Annotated in this window: 24 protein-coding genes, 1 tRNA gene and 3 pseudogenes; 10 read left to right on the top strand and 18 right to left on the bottom strand. The window is 31.7% G+C overall.

The window, feature by feature from the left end; translation table 11 throughout:
- Positions 1 to 201: 201 nt before the first annotated feature.
- The 8 genes from MK851_RS15170 to MK851_RS15135 all read right to left on the bottom strand — a co-directional run bounded on the left by MK851_RS15170 (position 202) and on the right by MK851_RS15135 (position 7,655).
- Positions 202 to 1,347 (bottom strand): geranylgeranyl reductase family protein, encoded by a 1,146-nt coding sequence (locus MK851_RS15170; protein ID WP_320244802.1) that lies wholly within the window; start codon positions 1,345 to 1,347, stop codon positions 202 to 204.
- A 55-nt stretch (positions 1,348 to 1,402) separates the two neighbouring features.
- Entirely contained in the window at positions 1,403 to 2,416 is a 1,014-nt protein-coding gene (locus MK851_RS15165) for an endonuclease/exonuclease/phosphatase family protein (RefSeq protein WP_303506569.1), read from the bottom strand.
- On the bottom strand, positions 2,417 to 3,277 hold the full coding sequence (locus MK851_RS15160; protein ID WP_320244800.1) for a rhomboid family intramembrane serine protease: 861 nt from the start codon (positions 3,275 to 3,277) through the stop codon (positions 2,417 to 2,419).
- A 41-nt stretch (positions 3,278 to 3,318) separates the two neighbouring features.
- Positions 3,319 to 4,044, bottom strand: a complete 726-nt coding sequence (locus MK851_RS15155) for a rhomboid family intramembrane serine protease (protein ID WP_320244798.1) — start codon at positions 4,042 to 4,044, stop codon at positions 3,319 to 3,321.
- 8 nt (positions 4,045 to 4,052) lie between these two features.
- Positions 4,053 to 5,906, bottom strand: coding sequence for a DNA mismatch repair endonuclease MutL (gene mutL / locus MK851_RS15150; protein WP_320244795.1), 1,854 nt, complete (start codon positions 5,904 to 5,906; stop codon positions 4,053 to 4,055).
- Positions 5,907 to 6,188: a riboflavin synthase subunit beta gene (locus tag MK851_RS15145; RefSeq protein ID WP_303506558.1), complete on the bottom strand. Its 282-nt coding sequence runs from the start codon at positions 6,186 to 6,188 to the stop codon at positions 5,907 to 5,909.
- Between the two features lie 178 nt (positions 6,189 to 6,366).
- Entirely contained in the window at positions 6,367 to 6,873 is a 507-nt protein-coding gene (gene ribH, locus MK851_RS15140) for a 6,7-dimethyl-8-ribityllumazine synthase (RefSeq protein ID WP_303506556.1), read from the bottom strand.
- Complete coding sequence (locus tag MK851_RS15135; RefSeq protein ID WP_115902275.1) at positions 6,873 to 7,655, bottom strand: tetratricopeptide repeat protein; 783 nt, start codon at positions 7,653 to 7,655, stop codon at positions 6,873 to 6,875. The genes ribH and MK851_RS15135 overlap by 1 nt, the downstream gene beginning before the upstream one ends.
- A 113-nt stretch (positions 7,656 to 7,768) precedes the next feature.
- Between MK851_RS15135 and recF the strand changes: the two genes are divergently transcribed.
- Together recF and MK851_RS15125 are read left to right on the top strand one after the other, a co-directional pair.
- A complete protein-coding gene (recF, locus tag MK851_RS15130; protein WP_303506552.1) occupies positions 7,769 to 8,848 on the top strand; it encodes a DNA replication/repair protein RecF in 1,080 nt (359 codons plus the stop codon).
- 37 nt (positions 8,849 to 8,885) lie between these two features.
- On the top strand, positions 8,886 to 9,185 hold the full coding sequence (locus MK851_RS15125) for a DUF721 domain-containing protein (RefSeq protein WP_303506550.1): 300 nt from the start codon (positions 8,886 to 8,888) through the stop codon (positions 9,183 to 9,185).
- Between the two features lie 151 nt (positions 9,186 to 9,336).
- On the opposite strand, the gene MK851_RS15120 is transcribed toward MK851_RS15125, so the two are convergent.
- From MK851_RS15120 to MK851_RS15110, 3 genes are all read right to left on the bottom strand, one after another.
- Complete coding sequence (locus MK851_RS15120) at positions 9,337 to 10,173, bottom strand: abortive infection family protein (protein ID WP_320244790.1); 837 nt, start codon at positions 10,171 to 10,173, stop codon at positions 9,337 to 9,339.
- A gap of 163 nt (positions 10,174 to 10,336) precedes the next feature.
- On the bottom strand, positions 10,337 to 11,206 hold the full coding sequence (locus tag MK851_RS15115; protein ID WP_320244788.1) for an LPO_1073/Vpar_1526 family protein: 870 nt from the start codon (positions 11,204 to 11,206) through the stop codon (positions 10,337 to 10,339).
- Entirely contained in the window at positions 11,172 to 11,381 is a 210-nt protein-coding gene (locus tag MK851_RS15110; protein WP_320244786.1) for a hypothetical protein, read from the bottom strand. Before MK851_RS15110 ends, MK851_RS15115 begins: the two co-directional genes overlap by 35 nt.
- A 647-nt stretch (positions 11,382 to 12,028) precedes the next feature.
- On the opposite strand from MK851_RS15110, the pseudogene MK851_RS15105 reads away from it, so the two are divergent.
- Positions 12,029 to 12,192, top strand: a pseudogene (locus tag MK851_RS15105) (IS110 family transposase); the annotation flags it as partial.
- Positions 12,193 to 12,269: 77 nt separating this feature from the next.
- Here MK851_RS15105 and MK851_RS15100 read toward each other — a convergent pair.
- The 6 genes and pseudogenes from MK851_RS15100 to MK851_RS15075 form a co-directional block, all read right to left on the bottom strand.
- The gene (locus MK851_RS15100; protein ID WP_303506541.1) at positions 12,270 to 13,409 is read right to left on the bottom strand and encodes an Atu1372/SO_1960 family protein; all 1,140 of its coding nucleotides are present in this window, start codon (positions 13,407 to 13,409) and stop codon (positions 12,270 to 12,272) included.
- Between the two features lie 247 nt (positions 13,410 to 13,656).
- Positions 13,657 to 14,208 (bottom strand): annotated as a pseudogene (locus tag MK851_RS15095) (IS3 family transposase); the annotation flags it as partial.
- A gap of 12 nt (positions 14,209 to 14,220) precedes the next feature.
- Positions 14,221 to 14,514 carry a hypothetical protein gene (locus MK851_RS15090; protein ID WP_303506539.1) on the bottom strand — a complete coding sequence of 98 codons (294 nt, stop codon included), beginning with the start codon at positions 14,512 to 14,514 and terminating at the stop codon, positions 14,221 to 14,223.
- Between the two features lie 5 nt (positions 14,515 to 14,519).
- On the bottom strand, positions 14,520 to 14,885 hold the full coding sequence (locus MK851_RS15085) for a transposase (RefSeq protein WP_320244783.1): 366 nt from the start codon (positions 14,883 to 14,885) through the stop codon (positions 14,520 to 14,522).
- A gap of 295 nt (positions 14,886 to 15,180) precedes the next feature.
- The gene (locus tag MK851_RS15080; RefSeq protein WP_028892988.1) at positions 15,181 to 15,600 is read right to left on the bottom strand and encodes a nucleoside-diphosphate kinase; all 420 of its coding nucleotides are present in this window, start codon (positions 15,598 to 15,600) and stop codon (positions 15,181 to 15,183) included.
- Between the two features lie 108 nt (positions 15,601 to 15,708).
- Complete coding sequence (locus MK851_RS15075; protein WP_320244779.1) at positions 15,709 to 16,713, bottom strand: alkaline phosphatase D family protein; 1,005 nt, start codon at positions 16,711 to 16,713, stop codon at positions 15,709 to 15,711.
- An 81-nt stretch (positions 16,714 to 16,794) separates the two neighbouring features.
- Between MK851_RS15075 and MK851_RS15070 the strand changes: the two genes are divergently transcribed.
- The 5 genes from MK851_RS15070 to MK851_RS15050 all read left to right on the top strand — a co-directional run bounded on the left by MK851_RS15070 (position 16,795) and on the right by MK851_RS15050 (position 20,774).
- A complete protein-coding gene (locus MK851_RS15070) occupies positions 16,795 to 17,823 on the top strand; it encodes a bifunctional oligoribonuclease/PAP phosphatase NrnA (protein ID WP_320244778.1) in 1,029 nt (342 codons plus the stop codon).
- Positions 17,813 to 18,352, top strand: a complete 540-nt coding sequence (gene gldI, locus MK851_RS15065) for a gliding motility-associated peptidyl-prolyl isomerase GldI (protein ID WP_320244776.1) — start codon at positions 17,813 to 17,815, stop codon at positions 18,350 to 18,352. The genes MK851_RS15070 and gldI overlap by 11 nt, the downstream gene beginning before the upstream one ends.
- Positions 18,349 to 19,074, top strand: coding sequence for an FKBP-type peptidyl-prolyl cis-trans isomerase (locus MK851_RS15060; protein WP_303506520.1), 726 nt, complete (start codon positions 18,349 to 18,351; stop codon positions 19,072 to 19,074). The genes gldI and MK851_RS15060 overlap by 4 nt, the downstream gene beginning before the upstream one ends.
- Before the next feature lie 87 nt (positions 19,075 to 19,161).
- Complete coding sequence (locus tag MK851_RS15055) at positions 19,162 to 20,211, top strand: peptidylprolyl isomerase (RefSeq protein ID WP_320244773.1); 1,050 nt, start codon at positions 19,162 to 19,164, stop codon at positions 20,209 to 20,211.
- Positions 20,212 to 20,213: 2 nt separating this feature from the next.
- A complete protein-coding gene (locus MK851_RS15050; RefSeq protein ID WP_320244770.1) occupies positions 20,214 to 20,774 on the top strand; it encodes a phosphatase PAP2 family protein in 561 nt (186 codons plus the stop codon).
- A 572-nt stretch (positions 20,775 to 21,346) separates the two neighbouring features.
- Here MK851_RS15050 and MK851_RS15045 read toward each other — a convergent pair.
- Positions 21,347 to 21,431: transfer RNA gene (locus tag MK851_RS15045), tRNA-Ser, on the bottom strand.
- 293 nt (positions 21,432 to 21,724) lie between these two features.
- Here MK851_RS15045 and aroC point away from each other — a divergent pair.
- Both aroC and MK851_RS15035 read left to right on the top strand, forming a co-directional pair.
- Positions 21,725 to 22,786, top strand: coding sequence for a chorismate synthase (aroC, locus tag MK851_RS15040; protein ID WP_320244765.1), 1,062 nt, complete (start codon positions 21,725 to 21,727; stop codon positions 22,784 to 22,786).
- Between the two features lie 205 nt (positions 22,787 to 22,991).
- A pseudogene (locus MK851_RS15035) lies at positions 22,992 to 24,059 on the top strand (PA0069 family radical SAM protein).
- Positions 24,060 to 24,143 lie beyond the last annotated feature (84 nt).

Here is a 24,143-nt window from a genome sequence, read left to right as displayed (position 1 = left end):
ACCTAAATAATAATTATTTATCGAAATTAGAGGTGTCCTAAAAAGGGGAAGCCTACATTTTTTGGGAAGCCTACAATACTGTTCTAATTAAACACAAAATTAGATATTCTTCTTTACAAATAAGAAGTATAAATAATAGTATTTAGATTTTAAAACTGTATTGTTAATCAAAAATGATAGTAGCTATAAGCAATCTCTTTGTTAATATGAAACTAAATCTTTAATTCGATTCGTAATTGTTTTTTTAATGTCTTTAGGATAACTTCTATCCCCGTGAAAAACATCGGCCATCGCTTCACTAAACTGCTGACCGTATTTTTTCAATATAATATTTCGGATATTCTTTTGCTCGTAAAACCATTTTGAAAGCCATAAACCAGTTTTTATTTCAGGAAGTAGGCTTTCAGATATTTTTTCTAAATATAATTTAGTAGCTAATTCAGGTTCTTTTTCACTCTCAATTATAGCTTCAGCAGCCAATTTACCACTGTAAATAGCATTAGAAATTCCTTCAGCAGTAATAGGATCAGCAAAACCAGCAGCATCACCAATTAAAAACACATTGTTTTTAACAAAACCATCTGTACGAGGAGCAACAGGGATTTGAAAACCATGTTGAGATTCGCTAACAATATTTGTAATATTTAAAGTTTTTAAATATTGTTGATAGTGTTCTTTCAAGTTAATTTTAGTTCTTCTAGCAGAGGCAACCCCAATAGATAAATGCTTTTTCTTTGGGAAATTCCAAGCATAACCGTAAGGAATAGCATCAATATCAAAACGAACTTCTTTAGATAAACGATCAAAGTCTTCGTCAGAAACTTCTACTTCATATTCTAAAGCAGGAATTAATTTACGAGTATCTTCTTTCCATCCAGCCATTTTTGCGGTTGGACTTAAAGCTCCGTCTGCAGCAATAACAAAATTAGCTGTAAACTTCCCCTGAGAAGTTTCTAGAGTAATAATATCATTAGAAAAAGTTAATCCTTTTAGCTTATGGTTTTCTAGTAAAGTAGCACCAAATTCTTTTGCTTTTTGCGTGATAAGATTGTCAAAAGAATCACGCATAATCATAGAAATAGTTGGTTTTTCTCTATGCGTTTTAAAGTGAAGTTTCTCTCCCAAATAAATATCAACAGTATGAAACTCTTTTTCAACGACCTCTTTAATATCAAAAGGTAAGTTTTTACGACCTCTAAAAACAAAACCTCCACCGCATGTTTTATAGCGTGGTAAAGTTTCTTTTTCAATAATAACTGTTGAAATCCCTTTTTGAGCTAAGTAAAAAGCTGTTGAAGCTCCTGATGGTCCGCTGCCAATAATAGCAACATGGTAATGCTGTTTCATAGTATTATTTTTAGTTCGGTTAAAAATACACTTTTATACCGAATTAAAAATTAATTTACCAATGTAAACGAGTCATAACAGGGTAGTGGTCAGATAGTTTTATGTCTCCGTAAGTTTTAAATTGATTCACAGTAGCTTTTTTATCTGTTAAAATAAAATCAATTCGCATAGGATAAATGTACCTAAAAGACTTACCTAAACCAATTCCACATTCAATAAAAGCATCTTTTTTATCAGAAGCCAATTGTTTATAAGCCCAAGAATAAGCGGTGTTATTAAAGTCACCACAAACAATTTTTTTACCTTTCCATGAATACTCATGTTGTTGAATTAATTCAACCTGACTTACTTGTTTTACAAAACCATTTTCTAAACGTTTAAATAAACGCTCAGAACTTTTTTCTCCAAAATTTTCTTTTTTCGGATTTAGTTTTAATGACTCTAAATGCACATTATAAATACGAACAGTGTCATCTTTTACAAGAATATCGGCAAAAATGGTGTTGTTAGCACTTTGTTTAAAATCAAGAGAACCAGAGTTTATAATTGGGTGTTTGGAATAAATAGCTAATCCAAATTTATTCGTTTTCGTTTTCGTTTTTATGTATTTATAAGGAAGTTTAATATCTAACATTTTAGAATTGTAAAATTCCTGTACAGCAATAACGTCTGGATTTTCATTATTGATGAACTCATAAATCTTTTGTTCAGTAGTTACATCTTCTTCATGTTTATAATGATTAAACAAATGGACATTGTAGCTCATTATTTTTAAATCATCATTTAAAATTACCTCCTTATTAGAAAACTTAACTAAGGGAGTAGAAACAAACCATCCTATGGCTAAAACAAGTAATGATAAAAAAGCATTTTTATGCATCTTAATAAGCCAATACACAAAAAAAGCAATGTTTACGATAACTAAAAACGGGACAAAAAGTCCAAAAACAGAAAGGAAAGGAATTGTTTGTGGAGATACGTACGGAAGCGCATACGATAGCAATAAAACAGCTGCAAAAACTGAATTGATAAAGAATATAAACTTATGAGCTATCGAAAACTTTTTCATCTAATTTTTTCCTTGTTTAAATAAAAACTCTTTTTCACTTTTACTTAAAGTATCGTATCCAGATTTACTAATTTTATCTAAAATAGCATCTACTTCTTCTTGGTTTCTTGTTTTATCAACGTTTGGTTTTGGTGTTTTATTACCAGATTTATAAACTGTTTTTAGCTTTCTTTCTTTTTTAGAAAAAAGTTTGTTTATCGACTTAAAAATATCCAACTCCTTATTACTAGCACTACGAACATAGAAAAAACCTAATAAAGCACCACCAAGGTGTGCTAAATGCCCGCCAGCATTACCAGCAGGAATTTGAATAACATCAATAGCAATCCAAATACAAGCCAATACCCATAGTTTCACAAAACCAATTAACGGGAACTTTAATTCATAATTAGGTATATAGGTAGCAATACCAATAAAGATAGCAGAAATACCAGCTGAAGCACCTAACAAAACACTATTATGTGCAACATTTTGTAGGGCAGGAAAAAAATTATAACTAGCAACAAAAACAATCCCTCCAAATAATGTTCCTAGTAAATAAAAACTAAGTAACTGCTTGGGAGTGAAATATTGTTGAAATAAATGCCCAATATAAAATAAGGCAATTAAGTTTAGTAGGATATGTAAAAAACTAGTATGTAAAAAACCATAGGTAATAATCGTCCATGGTTTAATAATAAAATCATCAAAGTTGGCAGGTAACGCAAGCCATTCTACTAAAAAGTTTGTTTTTGATTGAAAAAGGAATCCAAAAGTATTGGTCACAAAAACAAGTAAGAAAACAGCTAAGTTTACGTAAATTAATTGTTCAACAATTCCTGCATGTTTGAATCTATATTTTAAGTTTTCGAGTATATTCATATTTTATGACTTCTTGAATAAAGACAAGTTAAGATACTAAATTAACGAAATTTAAATTGATTTTTTTTCCAGTACCAAGCAATAATAAAACCAATAATAGCACCCCCAATATGAGCGAAATGCGCAATGTTACCAATTGAGTAACTTGTCATACCAAAGAACAAATCACTTACTATAATTAGAGGAATAAAGTATTTGGCAGCAATAGGAACAGGGAAGAAAATCAACGCTAATTTAGCTTCAGGGTAAGTTAATCCAAATGCAACTAAAATTCCATAAATAGCACCAGAGGCACCAACGGCAGGTGTGTGGTACAAGCTATAAAACTCACTCATAGTTTTATTAGACAAGGTGATTAAACTATCGTTATATTGTCCAGAGGTTAAAATGTTTTGAATTTCAGCGGGAGAAATACCCATTCCAATTAACTGTTCGTATATTCCATTAAATTGATAATAATTGGCAAAAGTGTAAATTAAACCAGCACCAATTCCTGCAGAAAAATAGAAAAACAAAAACTTGTTTCGGCCCCACATTTGTTCTAGAGGAGTCCCAAAAGCCCATAAAGCATACATGTTGAAGATTAAGTGCATAGTTCCACCGTGCATAAACATGTGCGTAACATATTGCCAGATACCAAAATGTTCGTTTTTAGGATAATGTAAAGCAAATAGATTAGTTAAATCCATGTTTAATAACTGCGGAGCAAAAAATAGAATCACGTTAATGATTATTAAATGCTTTATGGCTTGTGTTAATCTAGGCATAGTACTTATTATTTATTAAAAATGGTATCTATCTCGTTTAAGGTTAGTGTTTTAAACGTAGGTTTACCAAATGGTGAAATGTTAGGTTCTTTACAAGAAAATAGGTTGTTTACTAAATTTTCTTGTTCTTTAGGATTTAAAGTAGTTCCTGTTTTTATAGCGAGTGATTTTGCAAATGATTTAGCCATCACATCAAAGTGACTAAAACTACTATCAGGTACTTCAAGTTTAATATCGTCTAATAACTGTTCTAAAATAAGAGTGATTTGACTTTCACTTATTGAGGTTGGGATTCCAGCAATTACCACACTTTCTTTGGTGAACTCGTCAAACATAAAACCAGCACTCTCTAAATCAGATTTTATACTGTATATCATTTCTATATCAGAGGAAGAAAAAGAAATATTTACAGGAAACAGCAGTTGCTGACTGCTAGCTTCTTTAACAGTAATATTCTCTAAAAACTCCTCGTATAAAACTCGTTGATGTGCTAACGATTGATGAATTAATACCACTCCTGATTTTATAGAGCTTAACAAGTATTTTTTTTGAATTTGGAAGGTTTTTCCAGTTTCAGTTTCTTGTTCAGACTCAAAAAGTTGTTCTTGCTGAGTAGATTCAATAGTATCAGTGTTCGTATATAAAGCCTCCCAATTTCCAGTATCTTTTTTAAAATTAGATTGATAACTGTGTGTTGTTGTGCTTTTTGGTGAGTCACTTTCGTTATAAGACTCTTTATAATTTGTTTCTGTTTTAAAAGGATTAAATGACGGGTCTACTGTTATTGGAGGAACCGAAGAACTACCCTTTTTACTATAATCGTAAGGAGTATCTAAAGTAGCATCTCTATCAAAATCCAATACAGGAGCTACATTGTACTGCCCCAAACTATGTTTTACAGTAGCACGTAAAATAGCATATAATGCTTTTTCGTTATCAAACTTAATTTCCGTTTTTGTCGGGTGAATGTTAATATCAATTGTATTAGGTGGTACCTCTAAATACAAGAAATAAGAAGGATGCGAACCACTTTCTAATAAACCTTCAAAAGCATTTACTACCGCATGATTTAAATACGAACTTTTTATAAATCGGTTATTCACAAAAAAGAACTGTTCACCACGTTTTTTCTTAGCAAACTCTGGTTTAGCAACAAATCCGTTAACAGTTATAATATCTGTTTGCTCATTAATAGGAACTAACTTTTCGTTCATTTTAGTTCCAAAAATAGCTACAATACGTTTACGGAAGTTACTTTTCTTTAAATGATAAATTTCGTTGTTGTTATGATGTAATAAAAAAGAAATAGTAGGGTGCGCTAAAGCCACACGTTGAAATTCATCAACAATATGACGCGTTTCAACTGTGTCAGATTTTAAAAAGTTCCGACGTGCAGGAATGTTAAAAAATAAATTTTTAATAGCAATACTAGTTCCTTTTGCTGTTGAAACTACTTCTTGAGAAGTTATCTCACTACCTTCAATTTTTATCTGTGTTCCTAACTCGTCATCTTCTTGTTTCGTTTTTAATTCAACATGAGCAATGGCAGCAATAGAAGCTAAAGCCTCACCACGAAACCCTTTGGTGTTTAAATTGAATAAATCTTGTGCTTCTTTAATTTTTGAAGTAGCATGACGTTCAAAACTTAAACGAGCATCGGTAGCACTCATTCCCTTACCGTCATCAATTACCTGAATTAAAGTTTTTCCAGCATCTTTTAACAATAAGGTGATAGAGGTAGCACCTGCATCAATTGAATTTTCAACTAATTCTTTTACCACAGAAGCGGGGCGTTGAACCACTTCTCCAGCAGCAATTTGATTCGCAACATGATCAGGTAGTAGCTGTATAATATCTGACATTTAATTATTTTTTGAGAAAAAGATAGAAAGGTCAAAATCGATAATAAACAAAAAAATAAGCGTTAAAACCAACGCTATAACAACGATAGTTTTATTTAGCTTGTAGCCAGACCCTTTGAATTCGTCAATAGCAGCGTTAAATTTTCCTTTTAAACCTTTTTTCTTTCCAATAGTAGTTCTGTATTGATCAAACTTTTGCTTTATTTCATAAGGATTTCCATCTCCTTTGTAATAACGAGGTTTGTAATCAAATTTTTTATTTTCTTTTTTGATAAATCCCATAAAATTGTTGCTTCTTTAATAGCTTACGTGGAACAAAAATCACACCAAATAAGACGAATTTCAAAGTTACTGAATTATAGAGAGGTGGTCAAAAAAAGTGAATAAATTAAAGTTAAAAAGCGTTTAAGTTGTACAACTTAAACGCTTTTTAATAATGTTTATCTAAAAAAAGAATCGATTAAAAACCTAATGAGTTTGAAGTACGTTCATGATTTTTAATTGCTGCCATTTTAACTGCTGCTACAGCACATTCAATTCCTTTGTTTCCTAATTCCCCGCCCGAACGATCAATAGATTGTTGTTTAGTATTGTCTGTCAATACACAGAAAATTACAGGAATGTCGTACTTAATGTTTAAATCTACAATTCCTTGAGTAACTCCTTCACACACAAAATCAAAATGCTTGGTTTCACCTTGAATCACATTTCCAATGGCGATGATAGCATCTAGTTTTTGTGTTTCAATCATTTTTTTACATCCGTACACCAATTCAAAACTACCAGGAACATCCCAAGAAACAATGTTTTCTTCTGTTGCTCCACAGTCTATTAAAGTTTCAATAGCACCTTTATGAAGGTTTTTAGTGATTTCAGGATTCCATTCTGAAACAACAATCCCAAATCGAAAAGGTTTCGCATTTGGGATTGTTGCTTTATCGTAATAAGATAAATTTGTTGTAGCCATTATTGAGCGTATTTTGCACTGTTGATATACTTTTCAATATCTCTTCCTTGATCAGAATCAGCGTATTTTTCTTTAATGGTTGTGTAAAATTTTTCAGCTTTGCTGTACTCTTTTAAATTCATTGCAATTTGAGCTGCTTTGAATAAAAATAAAGGCGTAGTAAATTGATTGTCTTTTTTATTAGCTGCTTGTTGATAGTAGTCTAAAGCATCTTCTGGCTGGTTAATGTCAGCAAAAGCATCACCAATAGCTCCTAAAGCAGTAGGGCCTAATAGCTCATCATCAGAACTAAAGTTACTTAAATACTCAATAGCCTCTTCGTATTTTTTCATTTTTAAGTAAGAAATACCAGCGTAGTAATTTGCTAAATTTCCTGCTTTTGTTCCACTAAATTGCTCAGCAACATCAATAAAGCCATATTTACCATCACCACCTTCTAAACCTAAAGTGTATAATGAGTCAGCAATTGCACCTGCAGAAGTATTTGCTTTGTCAAAGAAAGTACGAGGGTAAGCTAATTCGTTTGAAGCTTCTTGTTGTGTTGGCTCTGCAATAAACTTATTGTAGGCTAAGTACACTAAAATTAAAGCTGCAACAGCTACCAATCCGTAAAATAATGGCTTGCTATTTTTTTCAATCCATTCTTCTGATTTGTTCGCCGTATCATCTAAAGTATTAAATACTTCAGCAGTAGTACTTTGTGTTTCATCAAAAGTTTCTTCTACTTCATTTGTAACCTTTTCTTTCTTAGGTTTGTAACCTCTTTTCTTGTATGTAGCCATAATTGCTTAAAAAATTAGTGGCGACAAAAATAGTTTTTTTAATTGGATTTTAAAAGTCGTTTTTTCGTAAATTTTCGATAATTTGCGCTTTCTTTTAGTAACAGGGCTCATTCATGTATTTGCAAAAACTATCTTTGGTTAATTTTAAGAATATCGAATCGCAAACTTTTGATTTTCAAAAGAAAATAAATTGTTTTGTAGGAAATAACGGTATTGGAAAAACTAACGTACTTGATGCAATTTACTATTTGTCATTTGCTAAAAGTTACTTCAATTCGATTGCAGGGCAGAATATTCGACACGGTCAAGATTTTTTTATGGTTGAAGGAGATTATTTGTTAAACGACCGACAAGAAAAAATTATCTGTTCCTTAAAAAGGGGGCAGAAAAAAGTGTTAAAACGAAATGGAAAAGCCTACGAAAAATTTTCTGAACATATAGGGCAGCTACCGTTGGTGATTATTTCTCCTGCGGATAGGGATTTAATTGTTGAAGGTAGCGAAACTCGTCGTAAATTTATTGATGGAGTAATTTCTCAGCAAGATAAAAAATACCTACAAACATTAATTTCGTACACTAAAACGGTGAGTCAGCGAAATGCGTTGTTGAAGTATTTTGCTGCTAACAGAACATTTGATGCGTTAAATTTAAAAGTATACGATGAGCAATTAATTGAGTATGGAACGGTTATTTATAACAAAAGAAAAACTTTTTTAGAAGAGTTTGTGCCTATTTTTAACGATAAGCATAAAATTATTTCTGGAGCAAATGAAGAAGTAAATCTACGCTATAAAAGTCAGTTACACGAGGTGTCTTTAGAAGTTTTGTTGCAGCAAAGTTTAGAGAAAGATAAAATGCTACAGTATACATCGGTAGGAATTCATAAAGATGATTTAAATTTTGAAATAGAGGAACATCCTATTAAAAAGTTTGGTTCACAAGGACAACAAAAATCGTATTTAATAGCATTAAAATTAGCACAGTTTGAGTTCATAAAAAAACAATCAAATGTAACGCCAATTTTATTATTGGATGATATTTTTGATAAGTTGGATGAAAACCGTGTTGCTCAAATCGTTGATTTAGTGAATAGTGATGAATTTGGACAAATTTTTATTACAGATACACATGCCGATAGAACAGAGGAAGTGATAAAAAAGAGTAATCAAGAATATCAGATTTTTAAATTATAATCTTAGTTGTAAGAAAACAAGGCAAAAAGCAAATCAAATGGCTAAAAGAGAAAACGATAGTTTTTCATTAAAAGACTTGATGGGAAGTTTTATCCAAGAAAACAATAAACTAAAAAAAGGATTTCAAAAAATTCATATTGACGAAGCTTGGGCAAAAATGATGGGGCCAGGTGTTGTGTCGTACACAAGTGAAGTAAAATTACAAAACGGAACCTTGATTGTCCGTTTAACTTCATCGGCTTTAAGAGAGCAATTAGGTTATGGTAAAGATAAAATTATAACAATGATTAATGAGGAAATAGGAGAGGAGCTTGTTAAAAAATTGATGTTGGTGTAGAATGCAACGTGTGTAATAAGCTACTAAAACAAGCTTTTGCTATTGTAAAAAGTGGTTTGCCTTATGACGCAAATTATAAAAGTACGTTTGTTAAAAAAGTATAAAATTTACTTGTTTTTTACCTTAGTTCTTTGTTGTGCATAGTTTTTTGTCAGAACGGTAAATCTTCCCAGTCAGCTGTTTCTATTTGTTCAATATTGTTTTCTTGTTTAATTGTCTTCTCGATTGTTTCAATGAATTTTATAGAATTTGTAACATTATTAAAAATAAGTACACTTTCTGAATAGTTTAAAATTTGATTATCGTGTGCAAAACTTCTATTATTCCTAATATCATTAAATGCTTCTATCACATTGATTGAATATTTTAAAATTCTTTCAGTCATTTGCGATTCTATATTTTCATTAGCAACAATAAATTTCACATATTTTCCGAAAATTGCATTTAAAGATTCTTCTTTCCTTATTTCGATTTTATGATTTTCACAAAGTTGTCGAATAAATTTCATAACGTATGTGTGCAATCTGTCTAAAGCCGATTCAGGTTCATTTTTATCGATACTTTCTCGAATTGATTTTGCAAGTAAATTGAAATCCCTGTCATTTTCAACTTCTTTAATTACTTCTATTTCTTCAACTATTTTTTCTTCTTTTAGTTTTTTTACAATTTTTAAACATTCGTTGTAAATATTCTTATCTCTTTCATAATCGAATCCATTTTCTCTCGCAATTGCTTTAGTATGCCAATAATCTAAAAGAGCAGATATTAATTGACCTACTTTATAACTTGGTTCTTCTGCGAAAAAACCTCTTAATCTATTAGCTTTTGAACCGCTTGCATAGAAATATTTGTCGTCATAAATGTTTATCTTAATGCTATCATATATAAATGATTGAAAAGTATTATTTGAAAAATCCATTACATAGCCAGTTGGCATATCAAATAGTTTTTCGATTAAAAAATTTTCTTTATAGTTTAATTCAGCCAATTTTTGAGTTCGGTTTTAAATTATGCACAACGTGTTTGTGTATGATTTCGTTGCGTGTTTAAGCACTAAATTTAGCAAATAAATCACAGATAGAAAGTCCGTGAGGACTTTCGTAAGTAGGCTATAACTAGCAATGAATTATACACGGTGTTGCCAGCAGTTTTTATTCAAATAATTTCTCAATATGCGTAAGTTTTTCTCCTTTAATGATTTCAAAATATTGAGAAATCAACATAAACCCAACTGAAGTTGGACTAATTGCATAAAGTTGTGTTGAATTTAACATTCCAAAAAATTTATCCTGATGTTTCATATTCGTTCTTGTTACCTCGTCAACATACGCTTGTTCATCTTTTCTTGATTTTAAGTCTGGATATAATTCAGGAAAACGATTTTTAATAATTTGCGAAAGACTGGGTTTCCCAAATCCGCTTTCAAATGTTGAACAGTTAGAATAATTTAAATGTTGTAAATCAATATAGCTATATTCATAATCCATAAATGGCTCTATAAATTCTTCTATGTATTCATTAAATTCATTCCAGTTTTTAATTTCAAATATTCTGAAATAAGTAAAAAATAAGTAGCTAAAAGTTAATAATTTCAATTGGTTAGTAGAAACTTTCTCAATTGTAGAAATACTTTCATTAAGAATAATTCTTTTTGTATCATTTTTATCACACCCAATTCTTTTAGCTAGTAAATTAGCAAGAAATTGATGTAAATCATCGCTACTATTTCGTGCGCCAATTTCAATCGACTTGTACAAATTATAATGAAAGTCAGGACTTTTCATTTCAGAGTCACTAAATGATTTCAATTCATTAACCTTGTCCACAAATACTTTACTTAATTTCTCTACATTTTTTCTTGCCTCTTCTTGTGCGATTTTTTGAAATGCTGGGAAATTTTTTTCGAAAAGGTCAGAAAATAATTCTTTCGATTCAGTATATGAGAGTCCGATTATTACATTTTGAGATTCTTGAATGTTTATAGAATTATTTCCGCTTTTTTGATTTGATTTTTTTATCATCTTTTCCAATCTTTATATTTTTACTTGATTGAATATTAATTGAATTCTTTCCACTCTTTTGTGAGTTAGTTGTTTGTTCTTTCTGTCTTAACTGAAAATAGGCAATAATTAATCCAATGATGGTAAGAATGCTTCCAATTATCCATTTCCAATTATTTTCTAAAAATTCTGTCATTTAGCGTTCTGTTTAAATTGCTGGCAACTTGTTTATATAGATGTAAAATACATCGTTATACACCTGTTTTGGTAGGTTTATAGTTGTATTTTATGTTTGTTTATACTTTTACGAACTTACTAATATTAATTTAATTTTCTTACGGAATACCATAAGCTAAGTTATTTAGAAAATAAAAGATGTTTTACGGAGTAGCAACGGTTATATATATCGCTGTTGACACACTTTATTGAATACTCCCCTCAGCGAGCTTCGCTGAGCTTTCCTCAAGGCAACGAAACCGTCAGCGAGCTTCGCTGGTCTTTCCTCAACCCAACGAAACCGTCAGCAAGCTTCGCTGGTCTTTCCTCAACCCAACGAAACCATCAGCGAGCTTCGCTGAGCTTTTCTCAAGACAACGAAACCGTCAGCGAGCTTCGCTGGCATTTCCTCAAGGCAATGAAACCGTCAGCGAGCTTCGCTGAGCTTTCCTCAACACAACGAAACCATTAGCGCGTCACGCTGAGCTTTCCTCAAGGCAACGAAGCCGTCAGCGCGTCACGCTGGTGTTTCCTCAAGACAACGAAACCATCAGCGCGTCACGCTGGTGTTTCCTCAAGACAACGAAACCATCAGCGCGTCACGTTGAGCTTTCCTCATAAATATGTAAATACAATAAAGTGTGTAGAGAGTTGTATAAATGAATTGTAGCTAGGGTAAGAGTAAAAAACTTGCTTTAATAGCGGTGTGTAATAAGCTACTAAAACAAGCTTTTGCAATAGTAAAAAGTGGTTTACCGTATGATGCTTATTATAAAAGTATTTTGGGTTGAAAAAGTATAAAATTTACTTGTTTTTTACCTCAGTTCTTTGTTGGTAACTGGCTTTTAAGTAGTTTATGATTTAGTATTTATTCTACTTCAAAAATAGCTTGAATTTCTACAGAAGAATTTACAGGAATCGATGATGCTCCATAAGTAGCTCTTGCATGCTTCCCTTTTTCTCCAAAAATTTCAAACATTAAATTTGAAGCAACATTCATTAAGTTTGCATGTTTAGTGTAATCATCTGTAGTGTTAAAGATACCTGTTAGTTGAACACATTTTTTTACTTTATTTAAATCGCCACCAACAGCATCTTTTAAAACAGCTAAAACATTAAGCATTGTAGCTCTAGTAGCTTCATTTACCTGCTTTTCATTTATATCTAAGCCTAATTTACCGGGGTTTACAACTTTTCCATCTTTAAAGGCAACTTGATTAATAAATATCAAATTTCCAGACCTTACGTAAGGTTCATAGCTCCCAGCAGGTTTAGGTACTTTAGGTAATTCAATTTTCTTATCTTTTAATACTGTATTAACATCTATTTTCTTATTATTCTCCGTTATTTCTATAGTTGTTGGAAATGTACCTTTTAATGCATGCGCTACTTTAGCAAAATTTTGTCCTTGAAGATTCGCTAGAAAACGTTCACTTTTTGTTGGTCTTTCTACATTTTTAAATGAAGCTAAACTAGTTGTTCCTAAAACAGTATTACCTTGAGGGATGGTGTTATCAATGTTTTTAGTACCTCTAACTCCGTTAGAAACCAAAACCATTCCGTGTACTGCTAAACTATTCCAAAAAGATTGTATTGCAAGTTCTTTTCCAGCTCCACTACCTGCAGACATAAATACCGTTGCTGGCATTCCTTCTAAACCGTGTTTACTCCATAAATCTACTGTTTTGGATAAGAATTCGCTCATTGGTGTGCTAATGTTTCCAAAATATATGGGCGACCCAAAAGCAATTCCATTATACGAAGTTAATTCTTCTACAGTTGCTATGGGTATATTTTTTAACGAAGGAATATCGGATGATTTAACCTTTTTTATAAAGGCTTTAACGCTTCCTTTCGATTCAATTCCTTTTGCGACTTCCTTTGCTAATTCGTAGGTTCCGCCATTATCAGAATGGATTAAGACAAGTATTTTAGTTTCTTGTCCTTGAATTGTGTTCATAAAGAGGATGGTTAAAATTAATAATGTTGCGCTGTGTAATTTTTTCATTCTTGTTTTTTAGGTGAATATCAAGTTTTCTAAATTTAATTTTTAGAGACTTATTAAGTATAATTGTATGTGCGTAGCCATTATTACGCTTCAAAATATAATGTTGAAAATAAAGGGTATATTTTCAGCAAAAGTATCTTTAATAATAAGATGTCTTGTGATTTCGATTGTCAATATTTTGTTAAATGATTAACGAAATTTTATAGCTGTCTAGTCGTAAAATACGTCTACAGGTTATTGATTAAAATTAAGCTGTATTTTGGTGCACGTTATTAGGTGTTTTATAGTCTAAAGATAAATGTAATCTTTTAGAGTTATATAATTTGATTGCATTTTTAGTTACTCTTTTTGCATCTTCTACGCTGGCAAAGGTCTGGTCGAGGTAAAATACATCTTTTAAAATTCCATTTACCCGCTCTGCTAGGGTATTTTCATAACAATGATTTTCTTCTGTCATGCTTATTGCTATCTTTTTTCGCTTTAGCTCGTTGGTGTATACATTGCTGCAATATTGTATTCCACTGTCTGAGTGGAGGGTTAGATTCTTGAGTCCTTTGTTATGATAGATTGCCTTTTTAAGCACCCTAACACAACCGGTTAGCTCTAAGCTGTCACTTAGGTCATATCCTACGATTTTACGTGAATATATATCTGTTAAGAGTGCTAGATAGCAAAATCCTTTAATAGTTCTGATGTAAGTTATATCTGCAGCCCACACTTGGTTGCATTTAACTATTTCTACATCTTTAATGCTATTATTGTATTTGTAAAATCTATGATGTGAGTTGGTTGTTCTGGACGAATATTTCTTTTACCGTATCAAAAGATTATTATCTCTAAGGATACGTAACAATTGATCTCTATCAATTTTGATGTTGTGTTTTTTAAAGTCCGTTTTTAGGGACCGCATCAACTTTCTAGCGCCTTCTCTTGGTAAAGTCCTTCTTCTTTTATGAATGATTTCCAGCACCTGGTTTTCAATCTTTATTCGCTTGACGTATCGCTTTTTGTATTTATAAAACGCATCACGAGTTAGGAAATATCCCTTACAGATTGTTGCTATACCATAAGGTCTTTCTTTTGGATTATTGTCTAAAGTCTCCATTAGTGCTAGATGTTTAGTTTTTTTTTGAGTTCTAAAGCATCTTTGTAGCCTAGTTTCTTAGCAGCCACAGTAAGGTAATTATCATCAATAAGTTTATCGAGGTCTTTCTTTATGAGAAGTTCCTTTAGCTGTTTAAGCTCTTTTTGCAGGGCTTTTATTCGGGTAAGTTCATCATCTGTTTGCACGATTACACGGGTGTCTATTAAATCTTTACGATTGTACTTTTTAATCCACTCGTTTACAGTTGTAGGTGCGATAGAGTAGAGTTTACAAAGCTCGCTCTTTGTGTGTTTTCCGATAGTAAGTTCGGCTAAAATTTTTAATTTAAAAGGTTCTGAATACCGTCTGATTACTTTATCGTTTTTGTACATAATGTTTAAAATTATGTAGCCTTTATTCAGGACAGGTCATGCTTGCCCATAACGTGTTTGTATATGGTTTGTTGCGTTGTTTACAAATAAATCACAGATAGAAAATCTGCGAAAATTTTCAGAAGTATGCGAGAACTAGTAATAAATTATATAGGTCTTAATAACTTTATTATTTACACTAAATAACTCATTTTTAGGTTAAAATGCAACTAATAAAAACATAAAAAAGAAAATCGTCTAAAAAGTAATTTTTAGACGACCTCTTTAATATATAAAGTTTATTTCTTACTAAGAGTTAAAACATTTCTCTACCAGAAAAGTGGAAAGCACCTTCGATAGCTGCGTTTTCATCAGAATCAGAACCGTGTACTGCATTTTCTCCAATAGAAGTAGCGTATAATTGACGGATAGTTCCTTCAGCAGCTTCAGCTGGGTTTGTAGCACCGATTAATGTTCTAAAATCTTCAACAGCATTATCTTTTTCTAAGATAGCAGCGATGATTGGTCCGCGAGTCATAAACTCAACTAATTCACCAAAGAAAGGACGCTCGCTGTGTACTCCGTAAAAAGTCTCAGCATCACGCTTCGTCATTTGTGTTTTTTTCATAGCTACGATTCTGAAACCTGCAGCATTAATTTTTTCTAAAATTGCACCAGTATGTCCGTTTTCTACAGCATCTGGTTTAATCATTGTAAAAGTTCTATTTGTTGCCATTATTAAATGTAATAAATATCAGTATATGATAAATTTCTTAATTGTTGTTGATTATGCAAACTTTGCATAAATCGGCGCAAAAATACACTTTTTAATGTTATTAGCAAGTTAAGGGTATATTTGGTTGATTTCTTGTAAGATAGATTTGTTTTTACCGCGCATTTGAAAGGTTACTTTTTTAGTTTTTAAATCTAAAAGCAACGTTCCATAGCTTAAAGAATTTACAACATTTCCTATTCTAAAGTTGTTTTCTTCTGAAGAAAATGAAGAATAGGCATGTGTTAATCCACTTGATGTGAAATCTATAAGAGGATAAGTAAGTCCTTCAATAGTTGTTTTAGAAAATTCGGAAATATGCCTGTCTCCAGAAAGAAGAACTACGTTGGTGTTTTTAGCTTTTTTAATCAAACCGAATAATTTATCCACTTCATGAGGAAAGTTTCCCCATTTTTCAAAACCATGTTCTTTTGATAAGATTTGAATGCTACTTACTATTACAGTAAAAGTAGCAGAAGAGTTAGTAAGTTCATCTGTAAGCCATTTCCATTGCGTGTCGCCTAAAACAGTACCTTCGTTATATTTGTTAGGTTGAAAACGATGTCCGTTAGTACCTTTGGTAAGTGAAGTTCTAAAATAACGTGTATCTAAAACAATAACTTTAATGTTGCCATTACCTGTTTTAAAAACTTTAGAATGATAAACACCTTGTTGTTTCCTTCTAGGAGAGTTTTTCGGAATGTCCAAAAAGTCTAAAAATAATTGTTGGCTTTCATCTTTCATTTCAAATTCTACCCCTGCATCATTTTTTCCGTAATCATGATCATCCCAAGTAGCAAGAATTGGAACTTTGGTAGTTAGTTCTTTATATCCTTCAACCTTTTTTTGACTTTTATACATACGTTTCATTTTACGCATGTTATTAGTATCTGCATAAATATTATCACCACCCCATACCCATACATTAGGTTGAATCGATAAAATGTCTTCCCAAAAAGGATTATTAAGTCTCTGATTGTTACAAGATCCAAAAGCAATAGTAAATACTTCTTGACTAAAAGTAGTAGTTATACTTAGAGAAAAGAATAGTAAAAATGTAAATTTATAAGATTTCATAGAAGTTAAAATTTGAAGCGAAGAAACAAAAATAAATACATAAAAAGGTTAATATAGCATTAATTTGTATATTCGCCTTTTATGATTTTGAAACACTTTACAGAGCTACAAGAATTCTTGTCAGAACCTAGAAATATTGTAATAATTGGGCACAGAAACCCAGATGGAGACGCAATTGGTTCAACGTTAGGATTAAAACATTATTTAGATAAAAAAGGGCACACTACACAAGTGCTAATGCCAAACGAGTACCCTGATTTTTTACACTGGGTTCCCGGGTCAAAAACCGTAAAACGTTTTGACCGCCAAAACAATCAGTCTGTCAAAGCTTTAGCGAAATCTGATATTGTTTTTTTATTGGATTTTAATGCGTTGCATAGAGTAGGAAATGATATGCAAAACACGTTGGAGCAATATGAAAACGATTTTGCTTTGATAGACCATCATCAACAACCAGATGATTTCATGTATATGTATTCTGACACATCTATGTCTTCAACTTGTCAAATGGTATATAACTTTATTGAAATGATGGGAGGTGTAGAGCTGATAGATAAAAATATAGCAACTTGTTTATATACGGGAATTATGACTGACACAGGTTCTTTTCGTTTTAGATCTACAACCAGTACTACACATAGAATTATTGCTGATTTAATAGATAAGGGAGCTGAAAATGATAAGATTCATAGTAATGTGCATGATGCAAATTCTTACAATAGGTTATTGTTGTTAGGGCAAGCGCTGAGTAATATGAAGGTGTTACCAGAGTATAAAACTGCTTTTATTACTTTATCTGAAGAAGAAAAAAAACGTTTTCAGTACGAGAAAGGGGATACTGAAGGGGTAGTAAACTATGCATTATCTTTAAAAGGAATTGTATTTGCTGCCATTTTTATAGAAGATGAAGAACAGGGAATTGTAAAAATATCTTTTCGTTCAAAAGGGAAATTCTCTGTAAACCAGTTTGCACGTAATTATTTTAACGGAGGTGGACATGATAATGCGGCTGGAGGTAGAAGCGATGATAACATGGAAAATACGATAGCAAGATTTAAGTCGTTATTACCTACATACCAACAAGAGTTACAAGATTCTTATGAAGCATAAAATAATACTTTTTGTTCTTATAGCTTCGGTTGTGGTGTCGTGTAAAGAACCACAGGCGAGAAGACCAAAACAACACGGTACAACAAACTTTTATAAAGAGGTTCTTAAAGAGAATAAGAAGCTAAACGCTTTAGAGAAAAAACGTTTAGAAGAGTGGGTGGCTAAAGATACTGTTAAAGAGTATAAAACTTCACCTAACGGTTTTTGGTATACCTATATAACGAAAGATACTTTAAACTCAAATTCTCCGCAGTTTGAAGATTTAGTTATATTGTCTTATAATATAGCAGATCTTAATGGAGATATTCTTTATGAAACAAAGGAGAGAAGCTATAAAGTAGATAAAGAAGATTTTATTCCTGCATTACAAGATGGAATAAAGTTGATGAAAAAAGAAGAAACTATTACATTTGTCATTCCATCTTACAGAGCTTTTGGAGTAACAGGAGATGGAAATAAAATAGCTGTAAATCAGCCAATACAAAGTACAGTAACATTAATCGATATAAAATCAAAAAAAGAAGAATGAAGTTAACCAACATTTTAGCAGCTACAGTTGTAGGTTTATCAATTGTTTCATGTAGTAACGGTCAGTTCAAACAAAAAAGCTCATTAGCAACAGAGGTAGATTCTGTTAGTTATGCTATAGGGTTAGATATGGCTAATAAAATCAAAACGAATTTTGACGAAATGGATCAAGATTTATTTGTACAAGGTTTTAAAAACGGTATGGATTCTACAAATCTATTAGTAGAGTCAAAAGACGTAAACAATATCTTAAGAGCATTTTTTCAGAAGAAGCAACAAGAAAAAATGAAACAAATGCAAGAAGAGCAAGCTAAAAAAGCAGAAGCTGAATTTGGAGAAAACAAAAAGGCAGGAGAAGAATTTTTAGCAACAAATAAAGCTAAAGATGGAGTGAAAACTACAGAAAGTGGTTTACAGTATGTCGTTTTAAAAGAAGGTGAAGGTGAGGTTCCAACGGCAAACTCTAGAGTTAAAGTTCATTACCATGGAACTTTAATAGATGGAACTGTTTTTGATAGCTCAGTGGAAAGAGGTGAACCAACTGAATTTGGAGTAGGTCAAGTAATCAAAGGATGGACTGAAGGTTTACAGTTAATGAAGCCAGGAGCAAAATACAAGTTCTTTATCCCTCAAGAGTTAGCTTATGGTGCACAACAGAGAGGACAGCATATTAAACCTTTTTCAGCTTTAGTTTTTGAAGTAGAGTTGTTAGAAATAAAATAAATAAAACTTAAATAGTTGATAATTAATTAGGTTAGCACTTGTTGTTAACCTAATTAATTGTTTATAAGAGAATATAAAACGAAATAAATGAAATTATTTAAAATTGTATTTGTAGTATTTGTAGTGCTTACATCATGTAAATCAGCAAAATATCCTAATTTAGAAAACGGATTGTATGCAGATATTCAAACAAACAGAGGTGATATTTTAGTAAAGTTTTTTTACGATAAAGTTCCAATGACAGTAGCGAATTTTATAGCTTTGAGTGAAGGAACACATCCTAAAATGATAGATTCATTAAAAGGAACACCATTTTATGATGGTACGAAGTTTCATAGAGTAATTAAAGACTTTATGATACAAGGCGGGGATAGAACAGGAACAGGCAGTGGAGATGCAGGTTATACATTTGCTGATGAATTTCCAATGGATGAAGAAGGAAAACTGTTATATAAGCACGACGGACCAGGGGTGTTGTCTATGGCAAATTACTCAAGACCAGTTACGAATTCGAGTCAATTTTTTATTACACATAAAGCAACACCTTGGTTAGATGGTGGACATTCGGTTTTTGGTCGTGTTTTACAAGGTCAGTCAGTAGTAGATACCATTCAGAAGAATGACTATATAAAACAGATAGAAATTTTAAGAATAGGAGAAGATGCTACAAAGTTTGATGCGCCAGTAGTTTTCGAACAAGAGTTAGCAAACGTTGAGAAGAAAGAGGTTGAGAGAAAGAAAAAATTAGAAGAGTTAAAACAAAAATATCAAGAAGAGCAAGGAATTAATGATGCGATTACTACCGATTCTGGTTTGAAGATTTTATCTTTACAAAAAGGAAATGGGAAAAAAGTAAATCCAGCGTTACCAACTACAGCGCATTATACGTTGTATTTAGCAGATGGAAGAGAAATAGACTCTAGTTTAGATAAAGGAGAAGCTTTTGTTTTTACTGTTGATGATGAAAATTTTCCATTAATAGCAGGGTGGAAAGAAGGTGTGAAAACAATGAAAGAAGGAGATAAGGTACGATTGTTTATACCTTCTTATTTAGGATATGGAGATCGTAGAGTAGGACCAATACCTCCAAAGTCGGATTTAATTTTTGAAATAGAAGTATTAAAAGTAGGAAAGTAATCGTGATAGAAAATATTATACAAAAAGATAAAGAGCTTTTAATTTATCTTAATAGCTTAGGAAGTGAGCAATGGGATGGTTTTTGGTTAATAATAACGAATCAGTTTTATTGGACACCATTGTTTGCATTCTTGCTATTTTTAGTATTCAAGCAGTTTGGTTGGAAAAAAGGATTATTTACGATGGTTTTTATCGCTGTTTTAGTAACTTTTTCAGACCAATTTACAAATTTTATAAGAGGAGTTTTTGAGAGATTACGTCCTAATAACGATCCAGAAATAAAAGATGTTTTAAGAACTTTAATTAGACCTCAAAGCTATAGTTTTGTTTCAGGTCATGCAACTACTTCTACTGTAGTTACCGTATTTATAATTCTTCTTTTAAAGAAATATGTAAAATACATAAAATTTTTAGTTCTTTTTCCTTTAATTTTTGCCTACAGCAGATTGTACTTAGGTGTGCATTTTCCTGCAGATATTTTGGTAGGTTTTATTAATGGAAGTATCATAGGAAGCTTGGCTTATAAGTTATACATCTTTCTAGATAGTAAGTTTAATTTTTAATTATTATTCTGTTATTCTAGTGTGAAAATTTAGTGCTATTATGTACATCATTTAATAAGCTGTCTAACTTTTATGTATGCATAGGTGGACAGTTTTTTTTGTCTGTTATAAATTTATATAATGGTTTCTCCTAGTTTTTATCAATATATTATTAGTTTTTTTAAGAAGGAAAACAAAAGGTGTCTTTCAATACTTAACTTTTAATGGTTCGGTAATGTCCTTGCTCACGCTTTCTACAAGTATCTCATAGGTAAATGAGGTATTTTCTCTCTAAATGTGTTTTAAGTGTAATTTAAATAGTCTTAAACTTTAGATTTATTAGGTTCGTATACCATACTCGTGACTTATTTGAGAAGAAGTAAGTTAATCTATTTAAATTTTTAAACTCACTTATAATTTAAAGAAAAGTGACAGTCTTTTGAGTATGCTCTACATATTTTTTTAATTACACTCAAATTTTGGTGTAACGTTATTTCAGGACGGGACATGTAAAATAAAAAAAGCTTACGATTCGTAAGCTTTTTTTTCTTTAATCCCCTAAAAAAAAATCCGAAGCGAAAGCTTCGGACTTGCGGAGAAAGAGGGATTCGAACCCCCGGTCCTGTTACAGACAACGGTTTTCAAGACCGCCGCATTCGACCACTCTGCCATTTCTCCTGAGCGTCTCATCAGGTATTCCCTGATTGCGGGTGCAAATATATGACCTTTTTTCATTTCTAAAAAAGTTTTTTGCTACTTTTTTTAATAAAACTTAAGTCTAAAAAGTGTTGTGAAACGTAATGCTTTTGCTATCAATTAGTTTAGTGGTAAAATGAAAATTAAAAAAATAAAGAGTAAAAGAGAATGAGCCTAAAAAAGGACTATTATAACGAGTCAACCAATAATTATAAGAATGAAAATTATAGTTTTTTAGTAAATAAATTCTACCTTCGTTTAATAAATAGTAAGGTATGTTTAACTCATTCGGAAATATTTTAAAGCTAACTACATTTGGTGAGTCTCATGGAGTAGCAATTGGAGGTGTAATAGATGGATTCCCAGCAGGAATGAAAGTTGATTTTGATGACGTTCAGCAAGAATTAGATCGTCGTAAACCAGGACAGTCTAAAATAGTAACCCAGCGAAAAGAACCAGATACAGTTGAGTTTTTATCAGGTATTTTTGAAGGAGTGACTACAGGAGCATCAATAGGCTTTATAATCAAGAATACAAATCAAAAAAGTAAAGACTATAATCATAATACAGATGTGTACCGTCCTTCACATGCCGATTATACATATGATAAAAAATATGGAATTAGGGATTATAGAGGTGGTGGACGAACATCAGCAAGAGAAACAGCTAATTGGGTTGTGGCAGGGGCTTTAGCAAAACAGCTAATCAATCATATCAATATCAACGCATTTACATCATCAGTAGGAGATGTTTTTATGATGAAACCATACCAAGATTTAGATTTTTCTAAAACTGAAAGTAATATCGTCCGCTGCCCTGATGAAACTTCAGCAGAAAAAATGATTGATAAAATTCAGGAAATACGTAAAGCTGGAGATACTATTGGTGGAACGATAACCTGCGTAGCTCAAAATATACCTGTAGGGTTAGGAGAACCTATTTTTCATAAGTTACATGCAGAACTAGGAAAAGCAATGCTTTCTATCAATGCAGTAAAAGGTTTTGAATTTGGAAGTGGTTTTTGCGGAGCAAAAATGCAAGGTTCTGAACACAATGATATTTTCAATCCAGACGGAACAACGCAATCTAATTTGTCAGGAGGTATTCAAGGAGGAGTCTCTAATGGAATGGATATTTACTTCCGCGTAGCGTTTAAACCTGTAGCTACGATAATGCAAAACCAATCAACAATAAACTCAAAAGGAGAAGCTGCCGAAATACACGGAAAAGGACGACACGATCCTTGTGTAGTACCAAGAGCAGTACCTATAGTGGAAGCATTAACAGCTTTAGTACTTGCTGATTTTTGGTTAATGGACAAAACAAGGAGAATTTAAAAAACATTAATACCATTCAAAAGAATGGTGTTTTTTTTGTTTATAACAATTTTGCTTTTACCAATTATTCATCTTGTTTTAAAGTAACTTTACAAAGTCACTTCGGATGATTTTGGAACCCTATCGAAATTGTATCGAGAAATTCATGCAAACCTGTTCTCGATAAAGTCATTCTAAAGACAATTTTATAACGTTTTATTTAGATATGATTATGGACTACATTAAAGAGCGTGGTGCACAACATAACACACACAATAAATTTATACAACATCAACACGAGGTGTTAGATGATTTCTTAAACTATTGCGAAGTAGAAAACGAATCAGCACAATAATAAAACCACCTATTTAGAAATTTATCCTAAAACAATTCTTAATAAAGTAACAAGTCCAGATATTGGGTTTTCCTACTCAATGAATCCATATCAAGGTTGTGAGCACGGTTGTATTTATTGCTATGCACGTAATACACATGAATATTGGGGCTATTCAGTAGGATTAGATTTCGAACGTAAAATATTATATAAAGCAAATGCACCAGAATTATTAGAAAAAAAGCTATGGAGCCGTAATTGGCAACCCTAAAATATTATGTTCTCAGGAAATACAGACTGTTATCAACCGATAGAAAAAAACTTGAAATAACCCGAAAAATACTACAAGTACTATTAAAGATAAAGCATCCAGTAAGTATGATAACAAAAAATGCATTAATTCTTCGTGATTTAGATATTTTAAAAGAAATAGCAGCGTTGAATTTATTAAGAGTAAGTATATCTATCACTTCACTATCAGAAGAAACAAGAAGAATAGTGGAGCCAAGAACAGCAACTATCAAAAAAAGATTAGAAACAGTTAAAGTTCTAACAGAAAATAATATTCCAGCAAATGTAATGATGGCGCCAATTATTCCTTCAATTAACAGTCACGAAATATTACCATTAGTAAAAAAGGTAAGTGAGCAAGGAGCAACATCAGTAGGGTATACAATAGTGCATCTAAATGGAGCGGTTGGAGAAATTTTTACCAATTGGGTAAGAAAAACATATCCTGATAGAGCAAACAAAATACTACATCAAATAGAAGACACATATAAAGGATCGTTGAATGATTCACGTTATGGGAATAGGATGAGGGGAGAAGGTAAAATAGCAGAACAAATAAAGACACAATTTGAGTTGGCAAGAAAGCTATATTTAAAAAAGAAGAAAATACCTTCATTAGACTTTACTAAGTTTGATAAACACCAAACAAATCAAATCTCTCTATTTTAGATATTATATATTGTAAAAGCATTTTTCCTACAATATATATATAATGTATTTCACATAAGATGATTTGTTGGTGTTGGTTTTTCA

The sequence above is a fragment of the Tenacibaculum sp. 1B UA genome, from assembly GCF_033978845.1.
Classification (GTDB): Bacteria; Bacteroidota; Bacteroidia; order Flavobacteriales; family Flavobacteriaceae; genus Polaribacter.
Note: the sequence above shows the minus strand (reverse complement) of the source record. Positions and strands in the feature narration are given on the sequence as shown.

Excerpts from the sequence above, each read along its gene's own strand:
- MK851_RS15115 (WP_320244788.1), bottom strand. The coding sequence starts at position 11,206 with ATGATAAAAAAATCAAATCAAAAAAGCGGAAATAATTCTATAAACATT.
- MK851_RS15060 (WP_303506520.1), top strand. The coding sequence starts at position 18,349 with ATGAAGTTAACCAACATTTTAGCAGCTACAGTTGTAGGTTTATCAATT.
- MK851_RS15170 (WP_320244802.1), bottom strand. The coding sequence starts at position 1,347 with ATGAAACAGCATTACCATGTTGCTATTATTGGCAGCGGACCATCAGGA.
- MK851_RS15165 (WP_303506569.1), bottom strand. The coding sequence starts at position 2,416 with ATGAAAAAGTTTTCGATAGCTCATAAGTTTATATTCTTTATCAATTCA.
- MK851_RS15080 (WP_028892988.1), bottom strand. The coding sequence starts at position 15,600 with ATGGCAACAAATAGAACTTTTACAATGATTAAACCAGATGCTGTAGAA.
- MK851_RS15085 (WP_320244783.1), bottom strand. The coding sequence starts at position 14,885 with ATGTACAAAAACGATAAAGTAATCAGACGGTATTCAGAACCTTTTAAA.
- MK851_RS15090 (WP_303506539.1), bottom strand. The coding sequence starts at position 14,514 with ATGGAGACTTTAGACAATAATCCAAAAGAAAGACCTTATGGTATAGCA.
- mutL (WP_320244795.1), bottom strand. The coding sequence starts at position 5,906 with ATGTCAGATATTATACAGCTACTACCTGATCATGTTGCGAATCAAATT.
- MK851_RS15075 (WP_320244779.1), bottom strand. The coding sequence starts at position 16,713 with ATGAAATCTTATAAATTTACATTTTTACTATTCTTTTCTCTAAGTATA.
- MK851_RS15160 (WP_320244800.1), bottom strand. The coding sequence starts at position 3,277 with ATGAATATACTCGAAAACTTAAAATATAGATTCAAACATGCAGGAATT.
- MK851_RS15110 (WP_320244786.1), bottom strand. The coding sequence starts at position 11,381 with ATGACAGAATTTTTAGAAAATAATTGGAAATGGATAATTGGAAGCATT.
- MK851_RS15070 (WP_320244778.1), top strand. The coding sequence starts at position 16,795 with ATGATTTTGAAACACTTTACAGAGCTACAAGAATTCTTGTCAGAACCT.
- MK851_RS15125 (WP_303506550.1), top strand. The coding sequence starts at position 8,886 with ATGGCTAAAAGAGAAAACGATAGTTTTTCATTAAAAGACTTGATGGGA.
- MK851_RS15145 (WP_303506558.1), bottom strand. The coding sequence starts at position 6,188 with ATGGGATTTATCAAAAAAGAAAATAAAAAATTTGATTACAAACCTCGT.
- MK851_RS15155 (WP_320244798.1), bottom strand. The coding sequence starts at position 4,044 with ATGCCTAGATTAACACAAGCCATAAAGCATTTAATAATCATTAACGTG.
- MK851_RS15100 (WP_303506541.1), bottom strand. The coding sequence starts at position 13,409 with ATGAAAAAATTACACAGCGCAACATTATTAATTTTAACCATCCTCTTT.
- recF (WP_303506552.1), top strand. The coding sequence starts at position 7,769 with ATGTATTTGCAAAAACTATCTTTGGTTAATTTTAAGAATATCGAATCG.
- MK851_RS15055 (WP_320244773.1), top strand. The coding sequence starts at position 19,162 with ATGAAATTATTTAAAATTGTATTTGTAGTATTTGTAGTGCTTACATCA.
- MK851_RS15135 (WP_115902275.1), bottom strand. The coding sequence starts at position 7,655 with ATGGCTACATACAAGAAAAGAGGTTACAAACCTAAGAAAGAAAAGGTT.
- gldI (WP_320244776.1), top strand. The coding sequence starts at position 17,813 with ATGAAGCATAAAATAATACTTTTTGTTCTTATAGCTTCGGTTGTGGTG.
- ribH (WP_303506556.1), bottom strand. The coding sequence starts at position 6,873 with ATGGCTACAACAAATTTATCTTATTACGATAAAGCAACAATCCCAAAT.
- aroC (WP_320244765.1), top strand. The coding sequence starts at position 21,725 with ATGTTTAACTCATTCGGAAATATTTTAAAGCTAACTACATTTGGTGAG.